Raw genomic sequence first — 16495 nt, forward strand, 5'->3', positions numbered from 1 at the left:
CTTCGTCGTCCGAGACGTGCGACAGCGGGTCAGCGCTCCTCGCCCCGCCGCGCGATCGTCCGGACCATCACCTCGAGCGCGTAGTGCGCGTCACGAGAACCGCCCTTCACCGCGGTGTCGGCCGCGGCGATGCTGAGGATCGCGTTCGCGAGCCCGGCTTCGCTCCATCCGGCGACGTCCCGCTGTGCACGCTGGACCTGCCACGGCGCCATGCCGAGGGCGGAGGCGGCCTGACCGCTGGGTCCGCGGAACGCGCTGACCTTCGCCATCGTCCGGATCTTGCTCGCGAACGCGGCGACGATCGGCACGGGTGCCTCGCCGGTCGCCAGGGCGTGGCGCAGCTCGACGATCGCCGGAGCGGACCGTCCGGCCAGGGCGATGTCGGCCACCTTGAAGGCGTTGGTCTCGACGCGGCCGCCGTAGTACTTGTCGACCACCTTGTCGGTGATCTCGTCCGCCGAGTCGGCGAGGAGCTGTCGGCAGGCTGCGGCCAGCTCGGCGAGGTCGTCGGCGAACGCAGCCACCAGGGTGCGGACCGCCGAGGGAGCGATCCTGCGGCGTGCGGCGCGGAACTCGGCGTTCACGAAGTCGACGCGGTCGGTGTCCCGCTTCAGTTCGTCGCACTGCACCTCGACGCCGCCGCCGACCCCGCTGCGGATGGTGTCGAGCAGCTTCTTCCCGCGCATGCCGCCCCCGTGGCGGAGCACGAGGGTGACGTCGTCCGCCGGAGCCTGGAGGTAGGCGATCGTCTCGGCGATGAACGCGTCCGTGCACTTCTCGACGTTCGTCACCCGCACGAGTCGCGGTTCACCGAACAATGACGGACTCGCCAGGGTCGCGAGCAGGCCCGGTGCGTACTGGTCGGCCTCGAGGTCGTGCACCTCGAGCGCCGGGTCCTCGCCGACGAGCAGGTCACGGAGGGCGCCGACTGCGCGCTCGGCCAGGAACTGCTCCGGGCCGGTGACGAGCACGACCGGTGCGGGCCGGATCCCCGACCACGGGACCTGGTCGATCTTCGCGGTGGCGCGCGCGGGCTTCTTGGCGGGCATGCGGTCCTTCCGGTGCTGCGACCGGCGGTGACGTGGTCGCGCTGTCGATCCTACGGCCGCCCACCGACGCGGCCGACGCGGCTGGTGGTCCCGTCGTCCGCGGCGCCTCGCGCGCCGCCTCGGGTGTCGCCGCACGCGCCGCCGACTCCGAGCGCTCGGTCCACACCCGTGGGCCGGCCGCTGTGCCCGTGACGACGATCGTGCCGTCGAGGTCGGTCCGGAACGCCGTGGTTCCGACGGCGCGGAGCGTGTCGAGCAGCGCCCGGGTCGGGTGGCCGTAGGAGTTGTCCGCTCCGACCCCGATCAGTCCGACACGAGCGCCGAGCGCACGGTAGAGGGCCGGGTCCTGGTCGGCCGACCCGTGGTGCGACACCTTGACCACGTCGACACGCTCGTCGGCACCGCCGTGCGTCCGCAGTCGTCGTTGCGCCGCCTCCCCGAGGTCGCCGAGCAGCACCGCGGAGACGCACCCCGTGCACCCGGGACCGGGCGTGGTGCGGAGCACGATGCTCGCGGCGTTGCCCGGCACCGCTCCCGGCCCCGGCCAGAGCACCTCGAAGCCCAGGTCGCCGATGCGGCCGCCCGCGCCGGCCGTGGGTGTCCGCACGTCGACGCCCGCGTCCCGCAGCGTCCGCACGGTGCGCTCGTCCGCTGGCCGCCCGGTCGGGCCGACCATCGCCTGCACGACGTCCTGGACGACCTCGCCGACGGCGCCGACGTGGTCACGGTCGAAGTGGGTGAGCACGAGGAGGTCGATCTGCCGCACCTCGAGCAGGACCAGGCAGGCCCGCAGCAGCACCGGGTCGTCGCCGGTGTCGACGAGGGCGGTCGCCCCCGCCGAGCGCAGCAGGACGGCGTCACCCTGGCCGACGTCGCACGCCGCCATCGTCCAGTCGTCGGGGACGCTCCCCCGCACGACGAGCTCCGGGACCGCCACGAGCCCGATGCCGACGACGAGGACCACCGCCGCGGCGAGCAGGGAGCAGAGTCGCAGGAGCCCGCGGACGAACACCGCGACGACCACCCCCGCGCACACCGTCGCCGCGAGGACCACACCGACGACTCCGGCGGGCCAGGGTGCGGACGCCGCCGGGAGCGCATCGACACCGTGCGCGACGCCGCCGATCGCGGTCGCCGGCACCCACGCCACCGCGGCGAGCACCGACGCCCCGTCCGGCCACACCGGCGCGAGCAGGCACGAGCCGAGCCCGACCACGGTGACGACCGGGGCGAGCGGCTCGGTGACGAGGTTCGCCGGCACCGCGTACGTCGGCACCGTCGGTGCCAACGGGATCGTCACGGGCCAGCACGCGAGCTGAGCAGCGACCGGGACGGCGACCGCTGCCGCGACCGGTGTCCAGAGGCGACGCGCCAGGAGGTCGACGAGCGGCGGGGCGACGACCACGATGCCGGTGGTCGCGAGGACGGACAGCGCGAACGCGAACGAGCGGGCGTACCAGGGGTCGGCGACGAGCATCCCGATGACCGCGAGGGCGATGAGCGGCACACCGCGCGCGGGGCGTCCCGCGAGGTGCACGACGAGCACGACGACTGCCATCACCGAGGCGCGGACGATCGACGGGTCCGGCCGGACCAACGCCACGAACGCGAGCAGCAGCGGCACCGCGACGACCACCCGGGCCACCCGCGGCAGCCCGCACGCGCGGCCGAGCAGGACCACCAGACCGATGACGACGGCGCAGTTCGCTCCGGACACCGCGGTCAGGTGGGTCAGCGCAGCCCGCTCCATCGCCGCTTCGGTGTCCGGGTCCAGGCCGTTGCGGTCACCGATCGCCAGTCCGCGGAGCAGGGTTCCGCCCGGCTCCGGCAGTCGGGACGTCACGGCTGCGAACGCCCGACGAGCGTGGTCGGTCACCGCTGCGAAGCCGGCGGGCGGCTCGACCGCCAACGGCCCGCGGACGAACAGCACCGCAGCGGACGGCGACCCGGCCGCGTCCGGTTCGAGCACCGCGCTCGCGCGCACGACCGCCCCGGCGGCGATCCGTCCGGGCACGGCACCGGCGTCCGGCACCAGGCGGACGGGAACGCGCAGGTCCCGGTCGGCACGGATCTCGGTCAGCCGACCCGTGACGCTCCGGTCACCCGGTCCGAGGTCGCGGTCGAGCGTCACGACGACGGACGCCGTCCGCCCGGCCGCCTCGACGACCGCCCCTGGCTGCCGGCGCTCCTGTCCGACGACCACCGCGACCCCGAGGAGCGCCACCAGCAACGACGCGATGACACAGACCGATGCGATCGCCGCCACCACTCCCGCGCGCGACGACCCCCACCGGAGCGTTCCCGCGTCGGACCGTGACCGGGTGAGCAGCAGCACACCGAGACCGGCGACGACGACAGCGGCAACGGTGACGGCGACCGCCGCCTCCGGTACGCCGACGAGCACCGCGACGACGACCCAGCCGATCGCGGCCGGCCCGGCGGTGCGCAGGTCGGCGAGCCGTGCCCCGAGGGTCGCCCGGGCCGCTCCGCCCGCTCCGTCAGACGCGGACACGGTCCCGGAGCTCCGCGAACTTCGCGTCACCGATGCCGCTGACCTCGAGCAGGTCCTCCACCGCGCGGAACGGCCCGTGCTCGTCCCGCCACGCGACGATCCGCTCCGCGAGCGCCGGTCCGATCCCGGGCAGGCTGTCGAGCGCGGTGGCGTCGGCGCTGTTGAGGTCGATCACGGCCGCCGACGCACCGGGGTCTCCCCCGGTCCCCGACGCCCCGCCCCCGGACGACCCCGTGCCGGACGCGCCGGCGGACGTCCCGGTGTCCGGACCGAGCACGGAGGGCGGCGCGGTCTCGCCGACACGGGGCACCCACACCCGCTCACCGTCGACGAGCACCCTCGCGAGGTTCAACCGACCCAGGTCGGCGTCGCGATCCGCTCCCCCGGCCCGCTCGATCGCCGCGTCGACCCGGCTGCCGACCGGCAACGACAGCACACCCGCGCGCCGGACCGCCCCGGTCACGTACACCACCACGGCCGCGGGACCCGAGGGCGTGGCGGACGTCGCAGCCGGCACCGACGCCGCCGCGCGGGACGGGCCACCGGAGGGGGCGTCCGCGGTCGGCGCTCCGGTGACGACCACCGTGCCCGGCCCGTCGGGCACGCCGGACCGGGCACCGAGGAGCACCACCACCAACGCCACGACCACGACGGCGGCCGCGATGACGACCGCCGTCCGTGGGGAGATGCTGAAGCGTGTCGACATGCCGGGAACCGTACGGAACCCGGCAGTCGAGCCGGGCCCGCCGACGACGATCCGTGGACAGACCCAGCACGACCGGCCCTGTGCAGGAACGGCCGCGGCGGCTCGGGACTACCCCTTGATCGCGATGTTCACGAGCTTCGGCGCCCGCACGATCACCTTCACGATCTCCCGGTCACCGATGTACCGCTGCACGTTCGCCGACGACCGCGCGAGCGACTCCAGCTCGTCGGACTCGATCGACTTCGACACCTCGAACGAGTCCCGCACCTTGCCGTTCACCTGCACGACCGCCGTCAGGGTGTCCTGCACGAGCAGCGTCGGGTCGGCCTTCCGCCAGCCGTACGTGGCGACGGTGGCCTCGTAGCCGAGCTTCTCCCACATCTCCTCGCCGGTGTACGGCGCGAAGACGCTGAGGCCGAGCGCGATGGTCTCGACGGCCTCGCGCACGGCGGGGTCGCCCGCGCCGGGCCCGCTGTCGATCGCCTTGCGGGTGACGTTCACCAGGTCCATGAGCCGCGCGATCACGACGTTGAACTTGAACGACTCCATCAGTCCCGGCGCGTCGGCGAGGAACCGGTGCGTCACCTGGCGGAGCGCGCGGTCGCCGTCGGCCCACACGGCGTCCTTCGACGACGTGACGTCGAGCGCGAGCCGGTAGGCCCGGGCCAGGAACCGCGCGGACGCCGACGGGGAGACGTCCTCCCAGTTGATGTCGTCCTCCGGCGGACCCGCGAAGCCCATCACCAGGCGGATGGCGTCGACACCGTTCGCGTCGAGCTCGTCGCCGAGGGAGACGCCGCCCTTCGACTTCGACATCTTCGACCCGCCGGACAGCACCATGCCCTGGTTCAGCAGCGCGCTGAACGGCTCGGTGAAGTCGAGGTAGCCGAGGTCGAACAGCACCTTCGTGACGAACCGGGCGTACAGCAGGTGCAGGATCGCGTGCTCGATCCCGCCGATGTACTGGTCGACGGGCGCCCACTTGCGCGCGATCGCCGGGTCGAACGCCTGGGTGTCGTCGTTCGCCGACAGGAAGCGCAGGAAGTACCACGACGAGTCGACGAAGGTGTCCATCGTGTCGGTGTCGCGCGTGGCCGGGGTGCCGTCGACGGGGTTCGGCACGTTCACCCAGTCGGTCGCACCGCCGAGCGGCGACGTGCCCTTCGGCTTGAGGTCGAGCCCCTCGGTGTCGGGCAGGACGATCGGCAGCTGGTCCTCGGGGACCGGGTGCTCCGAGCCGTCGGCACCGTGGATGATCGGGATCGGCGTGCCCCAGAAGCGCTGCCGCGAGATCAGCCAGTCCCGCAGGCGGTAGGTCTTCGCGGCACGACCGGTCCCACGCTCCTCGAGCAGCCCGATGGCAGCGGTGATCGCGTGCTGCTTCGACATGCCGTCGAGCGGCCCGGAGTTGATCATCCGCCCCTGACCCGTCAGCGCCTGCCCGGTGGACACCGGGTCGAGCGCGGGCAGGTCCTCGAGCGATGCACCCTCGGGGATCACCGGGATCGCACCCGTGACGGGCGCGTTGGTGTCGACCACGACCTTCACGGGCAGGTCGAACGCCCGCGCGAAGTCGAGGTCGCGCTGGTCGTGCGCGGGGACCGCCATGACGGCGCCGTGGCCGTAGTCGGCGAGCACGTAGTCGGCGGCCCAGATCGGCAGGCGCTCCCCCGTCAGCGGGTGGATCGCGGAGCGACCGAGCGGCACGCCGGTCTTCGGACGGTCGGCGTTCTGCCGGTCGATCTCGGAGGTCTTCTGCGTGGCGGTCAGGTACGCGTCGAAGTCGGCACGGACGTCAGCCGACACCGAGCCGTCGGCGACGAGCGACGCAGCCAGGTCCGAGTCCGGCGCCACGACCAGGAACGTCACCCCGTGGATGGTGTCCGGACGCGTGGTGAACACCGTGACGGGCTCGTCGCGCCCCTCGATCACGAAGTCGACGTCGGCGCCGACCGAGCGACCGATCCAGTTGCGCTGCTGCGCGATGACCTTCGCCGGCCACCGCCCCTCGAGCTGGTTGAGGTCGTCGAGCAGCCGGTCCGCGTACTCCGTGATCTTGAAGTACCACTGCGTCAGCTTCTTCTTGACGACGACGGCACCGGAGCGGTCGGACGTGCCGTCGGGCAGCACCTGCTCGTTCGCAAGCACGGTCTGGTCCACCGGGTCCCAGTTGACCCAGCTGTCCTTCCGGTACGCCAGGCCCTTCTCGTACATCTTGAGGAACAGCCACTGGTTCCACTTGTAGTACTCGGGGTCCGAGGTGTGGATCTCGGTCGTCCAGTCGAAGGACGGCGCGTACCGCTTGAACGAGGCCTTCTGCTGCTCGATGTTGGCGTACGTCCACTCCTTCGGGTCGACGCCGCGCTTGATGGCCGCGTTCTCCGCCGGCAGACCGAACGAGTCCCAGCCGATCGGGTGCAGCACGTTGAAGCCCTGCTGCCGCCAGTAGCGCGCCACGAAGTCGCCGAGTGCCCAGTTCTCGGCGTGCCCCATGTGCAGGTCGCCGGACGGGTACGGGAACATCTCGAGGATGTACTTCCGGGGCCGCGAGTCGTCGAGGTCGGTCGTGAAGAGGCCGAGCTCCTCCCAGCGCGGCTGCCACTTCTCCTGGAGACGACGGAAGTCGTAGGCGTTCGGGTCGTCGGCGTACTGCTCGGTGGTCACGATCCCCAAGGGTACAAGGCCTGGAGGCCCGGTCCGGCGCGCCCGTGCGGCCCGCGTCCGTCAGGCGGTCGCCAGGCGTCCGTCCCGCATCACGAGCGTCCGGTCGACGAGGTCGTCGGGCACCGGGACGTGCGACACCACCACGACGGTGCGCCCGTCCTGCCGTGCGGCGCCGACGAGGTCGCGCAGCAGCGTCTCGCCGAGGTCCGGGTCGATGTCGGCGGTCGGCTCGTCGAGCACCAGGACCGGGAACGCGTGCAGCAGCGCCCGGGCGAGCGCGAGCCGGTGCGCCTGCCCGCCGGACACCAGCGCGCCCCGCTCCCCCACGCCGGCGTCGAGTCCGCCGCGCGCTCCGACCCACGAGCCGAGTCCGACGCGGTCGAGCACGGCCAGCAGGTCGTCGTCGGTCGCGGTGTCGCGGGCGAAGAGCAGGTTCTGCCGCACCGACTGGTCGAACACGAACGGGTCCTGCTCGATGAGCCCGATCCGTGCCCGCACCGCGTCGGGGTGCATCGACCGGGCCTCGACCCCGTCGATCGTGTACGACCCGCGGTGGTCGACGAACCGGACGAGCGCGTCGACGAGGGTGGTCTTGCCGGAGCCGCTCGGTCCGCGCAGGACGACGACCTCGCCGGGGCGCAGGTCGAGCGACACCCGGTCCACGGCGTCCTCGGTCGCGCCGGGCCACCGGACGGAGCAGTCCCGCAGGGACACCGTCACCGGCCCGTCGACGACGAGCGCGGCGGGGTCGGCCGGCCTGTCGGGCTCGGGCACGATACCCGCCGGCACCGAGACCGGGACCACCCGTTCGACGCGCTCCGCCGCCGCACGGACCCGCCGGAGGGTCAGGACCGCGAGGGGGACGGCGCCGACGACCTCGAACAGGGCGAGCGGCACGAAGACCGCCAGGGCCCAGAGCGGCCCGTCGAGCGCCCCCGTCACGACGGCGGGTGCCCCGACCGCGAGGATGCCCACGACCGCGCCCCCGCCGAGCAGCCCGACGACGGCGCCGACGAGCGACTCCACGGCCCCGCGCCGCCGCACGGCAGCGGTCACCCGACGGTCGAGTACGGCGATCTGCGCGAGGCGCTCGTCGAGGGCGCCGTAGGCCGCGAAGACGTCGAGCGTCCGGACGGTGTCGAGCACCAGGTCGGCGACCCGGCCGCGCTCGGCGGCGGTCTCGGCGTCCGAGCGCGCGGCCACGGCGCGCGTCACGACCGTGCCGACCAGCGCGGCGACGAGGAGCGCCGCGAGCAGCACGAGCGCCGCGGGCACGGACACGATCGCCACCGCGACGACCGACAGCAGTGCGGTGACGCCCGCGGACACGAGCGGCCCGACGACCCGGATCGGCAGGTCCTGCAGCCGGTCCGTGTCGGTGACCAGCCGCGTGAGCAGGTCCCCGCGTCCGGTGGCACCGAGCCCGGCCGGCGCGACGGAGGACAGCCGCCGGTACATCTCCGTCCGGACCGTCGCGAGCTGCCGGAACGACGCGTCGTGCCCGGCGAGCCGGTCGACGTACCGTAGCGCCGCCCGCCCGAGCGCGAACGCCCGGACGCCCACCATCACGAGCGTCAGGTACAGGATCGGCGGGTGCTCCGCCGCCCGGGTGATCAGGTAGCCGCTGGCGGCGAGGAGCGCGACGGCGCAGACCGCACTCGCCGTCCCGGCCGCCACCGCCTTCGCCCAACCGGCCCCGCTCGGCATGGCGAGCCGCATGACGGGGGCGTGCCGCGCCTCCCGGCTCATGCGCGCACCCCGTCCCGGCCGGTGACGGCGACCGCACCCGACGCGGCGACGTCGACGCGGAGGTCGGCGGCCGCGACGACCGCGGGTCGGTGGCTGGCGACGACCACGACGTGCCCGGCGTCGGCGAGGCGACGGAGGGTCGCGACGACGTGGGCCTCGGCCTCGGCGTCGAGCGCGGAGGTCGGTTCGTCGAGCAGCACGAGCGGTGTGTGCGCGCGCCGCGCACGGTACAGGGCGCGCGCGAGTGCGACGCGTTGCGCCTGGCCGCCGGACAGGCCGCTGCCGCCGGACCCGACCGGGAGGCCCGGGTCGAGTCCCAGCCCCGCCTCGCCGAGGGCGGTGCGCACGTCCGCGAGGTCGGGGGTCGCGCTGAGCGCGACGTTCTCGGCGACGGTTCCGCGGACGAGTCGGGAACGCTGGTCCGCCCACGCCGTCCGTTCCGCGGCCGTGGTGCCGGACGGGCCGGGCACGGTCACCTCGCCGTCGTGCGGGACCGCGCCGCGGATCGCCGCGATCGTCGAGGACTTGCCGGACCCGCTCGGTCCCGCGAGGACCACCAGGGTGCCGGGGCCGGCTCGGAGGTCGACCGGTCCGATGACGGTGTCGGCACGTCGGACGGTGACGCCGCGGAGTTCGAGGGCGTCGGCGGCGGGCGTGGCGTGCACGGCCGGTGACCGGTCGGACGGACCGTCGTCGTCGAGCACGTCGAGGACCGCGGCGGAGGCCTCGACACCGTCCTGCGCGGCGTGGAAGTCGGCGCCGACCTGTCGGATCGGGGCGAACGCCTCCGGAGCGAGGACGAGCACGAACATGGCCGCGCCGAGGCCGAGCGAGCCGTCGACGAGCCGCACGCCGATCGAGACGGCGACGAGGGCGACGGACAAGCTCGCCGCGAGCTCGAGCGCGAAGCCGCTGACGAACGACAGCCGCAGGACGCCGAGGGTGCCGCGTCGGTACTCGTCGGTGATCGTGCCGATGCGGCCGACCTGCCGCCGTGCGCGCCCGAAGACCTTGAGCGTCGCGAGGCCCTCCACCGCCTCGGTGAACGCGCCGCCCAGCCGGGCCAGTGCGTCCGCCTGCCGGCGTTGCAGCGTCTGCGTCGCCAGTCCGATGAGCACCATGAACACCGGGATCACGGGCAGCGCGCAGAGGATGATGACGCCGCTCGTCAGGTCGCCGAGCGCGATCGCCACGAGGAGCGCCGGCGTCGCGACCGCGGTCAGCGCCAGCTGCGGCAGGTACCGGCCGAAGTAGGCGTCGAGCGCGTCGAGACCGGGACCGAGCGTGGTGGCGAACGCGGCGCTCGACCGTTCCACGAGCCACCCGGGGCCACGCTCCGCCGCCCGGGCAAGCACGGTGGCGCGGAGCTCGCTCTTGACGGTCGCCGCGGCCCGCGCCGCCAGGTCGTCGGTCGCCCAGGCGGCGACGGCGCGGAGCACGAACGCGCCGCCGAGGAGCGCGAGGGCCGGCCCCACGGCGGCGGGGACGGCACCGTCGCGGACACCGTCGACGCCGAGCGTCACCACGGCGGCGATCCCCCACGCGATCGCGATGGTCGCGAGCGTGCGGAGGACGCCGGTGCCGGTGGCGGCGACGATGAAGCCACGCGCGCTCCGGGACAGCCGGAGCAGGCGCGGGTCGAGCGGCTTCACGGTGGTCTCCTAGTGCGCGGCCTGGGCGATGTGGGCCCGCGAGACGCGCTTGCGGAACACCCAGTAGGTCCAGGCCTGGTAGGCGAGCACGAGCGGCACGAAGATCAGTGCGACCCAGCTCATCACCGTGAGCGTGTACTCCCCGCTCGCCGCGTTGTACACGGTGAGGCTGTTCGCCGGGTCGTTCGTGGCCGGCATCACGTCGGGGAAGATCGCGGTGAACATCGCGAGCACGACGGCTGCGATCGTGACCGCCATGAGCGCGAACGACCGGCCCTCGCGGCCCCACGCGGTGCAGAGCACGGCGAGGACGAGGCTGACCGCCGCCACCACCGAGAGCACGATGCTCGCCGGGGTCGCGCGGACGAACGCCATCGCCACCAGGAACGCCGCACCCACGACGATCGTCAGGACGCCGGCGCGGGTGGCGAGCCGCTTCGCCCGCTCCCGGATCTCGCCGTCGGTCTTCAGCGCGACGAACACGACGCCGTGGGTGAAGAACACGAGGAGGGTGGCGAGCCCGGTCAGCAGGGCGAACGGGTTGAGCAGGTCGAACACCGTGCCGGTGAAGTTGTGGCCTGCGTCCATCGGGATGCCCCGGACGACGTTGCCGAACGCGACGCCCCACAGGAACGCGGGCACCGCGCTGCCGACGATGATCATGAGGTCGAAGCGGCGCTTCCACTCGGCGTGCTTGTTCTGGTGGCGGTACTCGAACGAGACCCCGCGCGCGATGAGCGCGACCAGGATGAGCAGCAGCGCGAGGTAGAACCCCGAGAACATCGTGGCGTACCACTCGGGGAACGCCGCGAACAGGCAGGCACCGGCGACGATGACCCACGTCTCGTTGAGGTCCCACACCGGGCCGATCGTGTTGATGAGCACGCGGCGGTCGGTGTCGTCCTTGCCGAGGAACGGGAGCGCCATGCCGACGCCGAAGTCGAACCCGTCGAGGACGAAGTAGCCGACGAAGAAGAGTCCGACGATCGCGAACCAGAGAACGGGGAGGTCCATGGCTAGTACACCGTCACTTCGTGCTTGACCTCGCCGGTGGCCTCGTCGACCTCCGCGGGAGCGGCGGGTCCCTCCTGCGCGACCTTCTTGATGAGCCGGAACTCGACCACCGCGAGGGCGCCGTAGACGAGCGTGAAGACGACGAGCGAGATGAGGACCTCGAGCCCGGTCACGTTGGGCGAGACACCGTCGGCGGTCTTGAGCAGCCCGAACACGAGCCACGGCTGGCGGCCCATCTCGGTGAAGATCCAGCCCATGATCATCGCGGCCATCGGCAGCGGCATCGCCCACGTCGCCACGCGCCACACCCAGCGCTGCTGCGGGAAGCGGCCCTTGCGGGTGAGCCAGAGCCCGACGAGGGACACGAGCACCGCCCCGACGCCGAGGGCGATCATCCAGCGGAACGCCCAGTACGTGACCCAGATGATCGGCTTGTAGTCGCCTGCGCCGTACACCTGCGAGTACTGCGCCTGCAGGTCGTTGATGCCCTCGACCGTGCCGGTGAAGGTGTGCGTCGACAGGAACGACAGCAGGTACGGGATGCGGATCGAGAACAGTTCGTGCACCCCGTCCGGCGTGCCGAGCGTGAAGATCGAGAACGAGGCGTCCTTGCCGGTCGAGGTGTTGTAGAGCGCCTCGGCCGCGGCCATCTTCATCGGCTGCGTGTCGACCATGGTCAGGCCGAGCTGGTCGCCGGTGAGCACCGTCAGCGCACCGGACGCGAGCATCGTCCACATGCCGAACTTCAGCGCCGGCATCATCGTCTCGAGGTTCTGGTTGCGGGCCAGGTGCCACGCGGCGACCGCGATGATGACCGAGGCGGCGACCATGAACGCGCCGAACAGGGTGTGCGGGAACGCGGCGAGTGCGACCTTGTTCGTCAGCACGGCCCAGATGTCGGTGAGCTCGGCGCGGCCCTTGGCCTCGTCGATGGCGAACCCGACCGGGTGCTGCATGAACGCGTTGGCCGCGAGGATGAAGTAGGCCGACAGCATCGTGCCGATGCTCACGCACCAGATCGTGGCGAGGTGGACCTTCTTCGGCAGGCGGTCCCACCCGAAGATCCAGAGGCCGATGAACGCCGCCTCGAAGAAGAACGCGAGGATGCCCTCGAGCGCCAGCGGAGCGCCGAACACGTCACCGACGAACCGCGAGTAGTTCGACCAGTTCATGCCGAACTGGAACTCCTGCACGATGCCGGTCACGACGCCCATCGCGAAGTTGATGAGGAAGATACGACCGAAGAACCGGGTGAGCTGCAGGTAGTGCGCCCGGCCCGTCCGGACCCAGGCGGTCTGGAACACGGCCACGACGACCGCCATGCCGATGGTCAGCGGGACGAAGAGGAAGTGGTAGATCGTCGTCAGACCGAACTGCCACCGCGACAGGACCAGGGGATCGAGGATGTCGTTCATGCGGCGTTTCCGAGCCGGGTCGCCGCGCGCTGTTGGTGCACGTCAGTTGCTTCCTGTGGAAGGGGGAACTTCTGCTGTCACAACCGTTGGGACACCTCTACGCTACCGTCCGGCAACCCTGCTCGACAAGTTGTAGAAGGCCGCTCTGCACGAATGTGCAGGGGAAGTGCACGGCACGAACGTGCGGAACGGAGGTGCTCGGCGACCTCCCCCGGAAACGACGACAGGTGCCGGGCGGATGCCCGACACCTGTCGTTCAATGGCGCGTGCGCGCGATACGGTTCGTGCGCACGGTGCGCGTCCGTGCTTAGAGGAGCCCCTGCTCGGTCAGGAAGTCCTTCGCGATGGTGGACGCCTTCTCCTTGTCGTTGACGCTCTTGGCGTTGAGGTCGATGAGCGCCGACTCGGTCAGCACCTTGCTCACCTTGTCGATGTCGGCCGCTGCCTTGTCGTCGACCTTCTTCGACACGACCGGGATGACGTTCTGCGGCAGGATCAGGTTCTCCGGGTCCTTCAGCGAGACGAGGTCGTTCGCCTTGATGCTCGGGTCGGCGGTGTAGATGTCGGCCAGCTGGATCGTGCCGTCCTTGAGCGCCTTCACCGTGAGCGCGCCGCCGGAGTCCTCGATCGCCTTGAAGTCGACGTCCACGCCGTAGACCGACTTGAGGCCCTTCGGACCGTACGGCCGTGTCTGGAACTCGGAGTTCGCGCCGACCGTCAGGGTCTTGTCGACGTTCTTCAGGTCGGACAGGCTCGTGACGTCGTTCTCCTCGGAGAACTGCTTCGTCACGGTGTAGCTGTCCTGGTCGGTCGCCGGGGCCTCGTCGAGCACGCGGAGGCCGGACGGCAGCGCCTTCGCGAGCGCCGAGTCGATCTCCGACGACGTCTTCGCGTCCGAGTTCTTGTCGTAGTACTGCAGCAGGTTGCCGCTGTACTCCGGCATGACGTCGATCGCGCCCTTCTGCAGCTGCGGCAGGTAGATCTCCCGCTGGCCGATGTTGAAGTTGCGCTTCACCGTGAAGCCGTCCTTCTCGAGGACCTGCGCGTACAGCTCGGCGATGATCTCGTTCGAGTAGTACTGCTGCGACCCGATGACGATCGTCTTCGAGTCGCTGGAGGCGCTGGAGCCGCTGTCGAGCGGGTTGCTCGACGCGCAGCCGGTCAGGGCTGCCGCGACGCCCAGTGCCAGCGCTGCTGCGACGCCGGCACGGATCTTTGCTGTGATCACGATGGATTTCCTTCCGGGATGGGATTGCGGGACCGCTCGCGCGACCCCTGGCGACGCCGGGTGCTCCGGTCGGAGACGCCCTTGGGCACCACCGCCCGCTGCACCGCGGCGAACACGATCTCGAACGCGATCGCGAGGGCGATCACGAGGATGGACGCGCCGAGCATCTCGGCGTAGTCCTGGGTCTTCAAGCCGAGGAAGAAGTAGCCGCCGAGGCCCCCGGCGCCGACGTACGCGGCGAGCGTGGCGGTGGCGACGACCTGCAGGACCGCGGCACGGATGCCGCCGACCAGGAGCGGGAGCCCGAGTGGGATCTCGACCTTCCAGAGCACCTGCCAGCCGGTCATGCCCTGGGCCTTGGCCGCGTCGACGGTGACGGGCTCGACGGACTCGATGCCGGAGTAGGCGCCGGCGAGCACGGACGGGATCGCCAGGATCACGAGCGCGAGCAGCGGCGCCTGCAGGCCGATGCCGAGCAGGAGCCCGAAGAGCGAGAGGACGCCGAGGGTCGGCAGCGCCCGGACCCCGCCGGACAACGCGATCGAGAAGCCGCGCGCCTTGCCCGTGTGCCCGATGAGGTAGCCGACCGGCACCGCGATGATAGACGCGATGAGCACCGCGAGCAGCGTGATCCACACGTGCTCGACGATGCGTCCGGGGATCGCGTTGTACCCGGTGTAGTTCTGCGGGTCGAACACCCAGCCGAACGCCTGTCCGATGATCACGACGCCACCTCCGCGCGCTGCAGCACCCGGCGGGCGGACCGCCGGGACACCCGGGTCCGGCGGGTCCACGGCATCACGAGCCGACCGAGGAGCACCAGGAGCCCGTCGAGAGCGAACGCGAGGACGAGGACCATGACGATGCCGGAGATGATCTCCTCGTAGATGCCCCGTCCGAGGCCGTCGGTGAAGAGGGACCCGAGGCTCTGGATGCCGAGGACGGCGCCGACCGTCGTCAGCGAGATGGTCGACACGGCGACGACGCGCACGCCGGCGAGGAGCACGGGGCCCGCGAGCGGCAGCTCGACCCGGAAGAACCGTTGGACGCCCGAGTAGCCCATCGCGGTGGACGCCGACGTCGTGGCGGGGTCGACCGCGGTCAGGCCGTCCACGGTCGAGCGCACCATGAGGGCGAGCCCGTAGAGCGTCAGGCTGATGATGAGGTTGATCGGGTCCTGCAGACCGGTGCCGATGATGGCCGGCAGTGCCACGAACAACGCCAGCGACGGGATCGCGTAGAGCAGACCCGCGACCGTCACGATGCTGCTGCCGACGCCGGCCGCGATGCGCGACCCACCCGGGCGCTGCAGGCGGACGACCAGCCACCCGATCGGGATCGAGAGCAGGAACGCGACGATGATCGGCGGGATCGCGATCGCGAGGTGCGCGACCGTGGCGTCCCAGATCGTGTCCAGGTTCGCCAGCACCCACGTCACCGGGTGCCCCCACCCTGCGCCGGAGCACCCGAGGCGGTGTCACGCGCCCCGGCCTCAGAACCCTGTCCTGCTGCGTGCTGTCCTGCTGTGCCCTGCGGTGCCGAGCCCTGCGGGACCGCGGCCGCTGCGTCCACGACGGTGACCGGTCCGGTCAGCACGCCCGCAGCGCGTCCGTCACCGTCGACGACGATCGGGCCCGTCGGGGTCTGCTCGACCCGGAGCGCACGGCGCCCACGCCCGGCACCGATGAAGTTCGCGACGAAGTCGTCGGCCGGCTCGGCGAGGATCTCCGCCGGCGTGCCGAGCTGCGCGATCTCGCCGCCCTTCTTGAGGATGACGACCTGGTCGCCGAGCTTGAACGCCTCGTCGATGTCGTGCGTGACGAACACCACCGTCTTGCCGAGCTCGCGCTGCAGCCGGATGAGCTCGTCCTGCAGGTCGTTCCGGACGAGCGGGTCGACGGCGCCGAACGGCTCGTCCATCAGCAGGATGTTCGGGTCGACCGCGAGGCCGCGCGCCACCCCGACGCGCTGCTGCTGGCCGCCCGAGAGCTGCGACGGGTACCGGTTCGCCAGGGAGCGGTCGAGTCCGACGGTGTCCATGAGCTCGAGGGCGCGCTCGCGGGCCTTCGCCTTCGGCGCGCCGGTCAGGAGCGGCACGGTCGCGATGTTGTCGGCGACGCGACGGTGCGGCAGGAGCCCGGCGTTCTGCATGACGTACCCGATGCGCCGACGGAGCTGCACCGGATCGGTGGAGGCGACGTCCTCGCCGTCGATCGAGACGGTCCCGGACGTGGGGTCGACCATGCGGTTGATCATCCGGAGGAGCGTGGTCTTGCCGCACCCGCTGGACCCCACGAAGACCGTCGTGGTCCGTGAGGGGATGACGAGGTCGAATTCCTCGACCGCGGTGGTGCCGTCCGGGTACGTCTTGCGTACCGACCGGAACTCGATCATGGGTGCCCTTCTGTTCGGAGGTAGCCCGACTCCGCACGAGAGTACCCGCGAGGTCCGACACGGGTTCGGTCGTGACGGTGGATGACGCGTCCCGGACAACGCCGGCGCACCA

At 71.8% G+C, this 16495-nt stretch carries 12 protein-coding genes; all 12 read right to left on the reverse strand.

The window, feature by feature from the left end:
- Positions 1-29: 29 nt before the first annotated feature.
- The gene (gene holA / locus Csp2054_RS18590) at positions 30-1013 is read right to left on the reverse strand and encodes a DNA polymerase III subunit delta (RefSeq protein ID WP_255252747.1); all 984 of its coding nucleotides are present in this window, start codon (positions 1011-1013) and stop codon (positions 30-32) included.
- Positions 913-3561, reverse strand: a complete 2649-nt coding sequence (locus Csp2054_RS13155; protein ID WP_096899809.1) for a ComEC/Rec2 family competence protein — start codon at positions 3559-3561, stop codon at positions 913-915. The genes holA and Csp2054_RS13155 overlap by 101 nt, the downstream gene beginning before the upstream one ends.
- Complete coding sequence (locus Csp2054_RS13160; RefSeq protein ID WP_096899812.1) at positions 3548-4267, reverse strand: ComEA family DNA-binding protein; 720 nt, start codon at positions 4265-4267, stop codon at positions 3548-3550. Before Csp2054_RS13160 ends, Csp2054_RS13155 begins: the two co-directional genes overlap by 14 nt.
- A gap of 108 nt (positions 4268-4375) precedes the next feature.
- On the reverse strand, positions 4376-6931 hold the full coding sequence (gene leuS / locus Csp2054_RS13165) for a leucine--tRNA ligase (RefSeq protein WP_096899814.1): 2556 nt from the start codon (positions 6929-6931) through the stop codon (positions 4376-4378).
- Between the two features lie 60 nt (positions 6932-6991).
- Entirely contained in the window at positions 6992-8680 is a 1689-nt protein-coding gene (cydC, locus tag Csp2054_RS13170) for a thiol reductant ABC exporter subunit CydC (protein ID WP_096899816.1), read from the reverse strand.
- Positions 8677-10332, reverse strand: a complete 1656-nt coding sequence (cydD, locus tag Csp2054_RS13175; RefSeq protein WP_096899817.1) for a thiol reductant ABC exporter subunit CydD — start codon at positions 10330-10332, stop codon at positions 8677-8679. The genes cydC and cydD overlap by 4 nt, the downstream gene beginning before the upstream one ends.
- Positions 10333-10341: 9 nt before the next feature.
- Positions 10342-11346: a cytochrome d ubiquinol oxidase subunit II gene (gene cydB / locus Csp2054_RS13180; protein WP_096899818.1), complete on the reverse strand. Its 1005-nt coding sequence runs from the start codon at positions 11344-11346 to the stop codon at positions 10342-10344.
- A gap of 2 nt (positions 11347-11348) precedes the next feature.
- Positions 11349-12761, reverse strand: a complete 1413-nt coding sequence (locus Csp2054_RS13185) for a cytochrome ubiquinol oxidase subunit I (RefSeq protein ID WP_096899820.1) — start codon at positions 12759-12761, stop codon at positions 11349-11351.
- A gap of 307 nt (positions 12762-13068) precedes the next feature.
- Complete coding sequence (locus Csp2054_RS13190; protein WP_096899822.1) at positions 13069-13989, reverse strand: ABC transporter substrate-binding protein; 921 nt, start codon at positions 13987-13989, stop codon at positions 13069-13071.
- Positions 13986-14714 carry an ABC transporter permease gene (locus Csp2054_RS13195; protein ID WP_096899876.1) on the reverse strand — a complete coding sequence of 243 codons (729 nt, stop codon included), beginning with the start codon at positions 14712-14714 and terminating at the stop codon, positions 13986-13988. The genes Csp2054_RS13190 and Csp2054_RS13195 overlap by 4 nt, the downstream gene beginning before the upstream one ends.
- On the reverse strand, positions 14711-15427 hold the full coding sequence (locus Csp2054_RS13200) for an ABC transporter permease (RefSeq protein WP_096899824.1): 717 nt from the start codon (positions 15425-15427) through the stop codon (positions 14711-14713). The genes Csp2054_RS13195 and Csp2054_RS13200 overlap by 4 nt, the downstream gene beginning before the upstream one ends.
- Positions 15424-16383 carry an ABC transporter ATP-binding protein gene (locus Csp2054_RS13205; RefSeq protein WP_096899826.1) on the reverse strand — a complete coding sequence of 320 codons (960 nt, stop codon included), beginning with the start codon at positions 16381-16383 and terminating at the stop codon, positions 15424-15426. Before Csp2054_RS13205 ends, Csp2054_RS13200 begins: the two co-directional genes overlap by 4 nt.
- Positions 16384-16495: the final 112 nt, after the last annotated feature.

The organism is Curtobacterium sp. 'Ferrero' (genome assembly GCF_002412165.1).
In the GTDB taxonomy this organism is placed as follows: Bacteria; Actinomycetota; Actinomycetes; order Actinomycetales; family Microbacteriaceae; genus Curtobacterium.